Annotated in this window: 3 protein-coding genes; 2 read left to right on the top strand and 1 reads right to left on the bottom strand. The window is 66.8% G+C overall.

The window, feature by feature from the left end:
• The first annotated feature begins 102 nt into the window (after positions 1–102).
• Positions 103–933, top strand: coding sequence for an IS5 family transposase (locus ACZ7IB_RS48995; protein WP_470921849.1), 831 nt, complete (start codon positions 103–105; stop codon positions 931–933).
• Between the two features lie 4 nt (positions 934–937).
• Complete coding sequence (locus ACZ7IB_RS48990; protein ID WP_398635318.1) at positions 938–1354, top strand: hypothetical protein; 417 nt, start codon at positions 938–940, stop codon at positions 1352–1354.
• A 63-nt stretch (positions 1355–1417) separates the two neighbouring features.
• On the opposite strand, the gene ACZ7IB_RS48985 is transcribed toward ACZ7IB_RS48990, so the two are convergent.
• Entirely contained in the window at positions 1418–2050 is a 633-nt protein-coding gene (locus tag ACZ7IB_RS48985) for a hypothetical protein (protein WP_470921848.1), read from the bottom strand.
• Positions 2051–2220: the final 170 nt, after the last annotated feature.

Below are 2220 nucleotides of genomic sequence, written 5' to 3'. Positions count from 1 at the left end.
AGAGGTCATTCTGAGCCGGTATGACGGTCTTGTGGTCGCCTGATCGTGTGGGTTTTGGCGATTCGGGCCGGTCGGGCTGCTTGGTCCTGTTGGGCTGTCTGGGTGAGTGACCGCAAGCCTTACAAGAGCGACCTGTCCGATGAGCGGTGGGCGCTGATCGAGCCGGTGATCTCGGCGTGGAAGGCCGACCACCCGTCCCCGACTGGGCATCAGGGTCGGTACGAGATGCGGGAGATCGTCAACGCGATCCTGTACCAGGGCAGGACCGGCTGCCAGTGGGACTACCTCCCGCACGACCTGCCGCCGAAGTCGGCCGTCTACTACTACTTCGCGGCCTGGCGCGACGACGGCACGGACGTGAAGATCAACGACCTGCTGCGCTGGCAGGTCCGCGAGAAGGCCGGGCGGTCGGAGGACCCGAGCCTGGTCGTGATCGACACGCAGAGCGTCCACGCGGCGGTGAACGTGCCCACCACCACGACCGGGAAGGACGCGGCCAAGAAGGTGCCGGGCCGCAAGCGCGGGCTGGCGGTGGACGTCCTCGGCCTGGTCATCGCCGTGACCGTGCTGGCCGCCAGCGCCCACGACAACGCGTTCGGCATCGCGCTCCTCGGACAGGTCGCCCCCATCGGCACTATCAAGAAAGCGCTGGTGGACCAGGGCTTCAAGAAGACCGTCGTCGAGCACGGCACCACGGTTGGCATCGACGTCGAGATCGTCGAACGCAACCCAACCGACAGGGGCGTCGGCTTCGTCCCGCAGGCCAAGAGGTGGATCGTGGAGCAGACGCTCGGCATCCTCATGCTGTTTCGGCGGCTCGTGCGGGACTACGAGAGCAGGCCGAAGTCCTCGGAGTCCAGGGTGCGCTGGGCAATGATCGACGTGATAGCGCGCCGCCTCACTGGCCAGACCACGCCCACCTGGCGCGGGTGACCGCATGGATGACCAGGTCACGCCGCTTCTGGAGCGGATCGACGCACGCGAACGCGAGCTCGTCGGCGATGCAGCGCAGATCCGTGCGCAGATGGACGAGCTCACCGCGCGCCTGCGTGAACTCGACGAGGAGATCGAGAGCCTGGCGGTGACCCGTAAGACGCTCCTCGCCCTCCCGCCGGCGACCCCGGAGCCAACCGAGGAGCCGCCTGTCCTGCCGGCCCACCCGGCCTACCAGCAGATCCTCGACGTCTTCGCCGACGCTGCTGGACCGATGCGTGCCCGCGACCTGTGTCAGGCCCTGGACCTCCCGCTCAAGCCGAAGAACATCGAGAGTACCCGGCACAAGCTCAAGCGCCTGGTCAGCCTGGGCGTCCTCGCCGAGACCGAACCGGGCCTGTTCTTCCAGCGCCGCCCGTAGCAGCCCTCCGTTCCAGGTCACCCGTCCGTCACGGCTGCCGCACTCGCCATCCGGCTCACGACGCTAGTGACCCGTCATGCGGAGCCACTGCATCGTTGTGACGAGCTCTTCGCCGAAGTCCTCGCAGAGCGCGAGCAACTCGCGACCCGTGGACGATTCGAGCAGCCCTGCGGAATCGGGGAGAACCCCGAGAGCACCATGGCAGGCGGTCTCGAGGGCGATGTGGCGCGACGCGAAATACCCCTCGCTCGCCCGGTCCGCCAGGTCGGCGAGGTACTGGCGGTGGGCTTCCTCCGCGGGGTGAGAGTAGAAGGAGCCCTCGACGAGACCGTCGAGGTAGTTCGCCAGGCCGGCCGAGGCTTCGACCACTCGCTCGACTTCGTCCACGCCAGGCTTGTCCAGCAGTTCGCCGAAGGTCAGCAGGTTGCTGATGGTCTCCAACTGGAAGAGCTGGACCGTGTCCGGGTCGACTTCAGACGTGAAGAGCGGGGCCGTGCACAGCTCGGCGATTGCTCGCCGGTATGCGCGCTCCGACTGTTCACCAGGGGGTGATGCTGCCAGTCGGAACAGCGACTCCAGCACGGACTGGTCGACGCCCCACTCTGCATCCAATTCGAACGCGAGTATCGGCGCGCGCCACCGCCACAGGGCCAGGACGGCCGCCTGACGCTGGTGAACAGGCTTCAGGTCCGCCAATCGCTCGATCCGCACCACGTTCTTGAGTCAGCCCTTCTGATCTACCGTCCCCGCCCGCCCCCTTTACCTCGGGACACTGTAGAAGCCGCCGAAGGACCACGTGACCGCCAGGACGGTGCCTGGCACAAGCAAACTGCAGGAATCGGTCATACCGGTTCAGAATGCCCTCT

It is taken from the genome of Streptomyces sp. NPDC037301 (assembly GCF_055602785.1).
The sequence above is the reverse complement of the archived record's forward strand: the minus strand, read 5'-3'. Positions and strand labels throughout refer to the sequence as shown.

Excerpts from the sequence above, each read along its gene's own strand:
- ACZ7IB_RS48990 (WP_398635318.1), top strand. The coding sequence starts at position 938 with ATGGATGACCAGGTCACGCCGCTTCTGGAGCGGATCGACGCACGCGAA.